Consider the following 219-nt stretch of genomic DNA (forward strand, 5'->3'; position numbering starts at 1 on the left):
GCTTGAGAATGGCCCGGATAAGGCCCGGATTGTTCAGCATGGTAAAGACAACCAATTGCAGATGCGGATAACGTCGCCGCAGCAATGACAACAATGCCAGTCCATCGCCATATTTCCCGCCCGGCATCGTATAGTCGACGATAACGACATCACAGTCGCCTTCGTTGAGCCGACCGATCAACTCGGTAGAATTGGAAACTTGACCGAGCATCTCCAAAG

The 219-nt window shown here is 52.1% G+C and carries 1 protein-coding gene; it reads right to left on the reverse strand.

The features are described from left to right. Positions 1-219 (reverse strand): response regulator (locus G5A07_RS21980; protein ID WP_191864044.1); only part of this gene is annotated, 219 nt, incomplete at both ends.

Source organism: Stenotrophomonas sp. AS012628, assembly GCF_010608305.1.
GTDB lineage: Bacteria > Pseudomonadota > Gammaproteobacteria > Xanthomonadales > Xanthomonadaceae > Stenotrophomonas > Stenotrophomonas geniculata.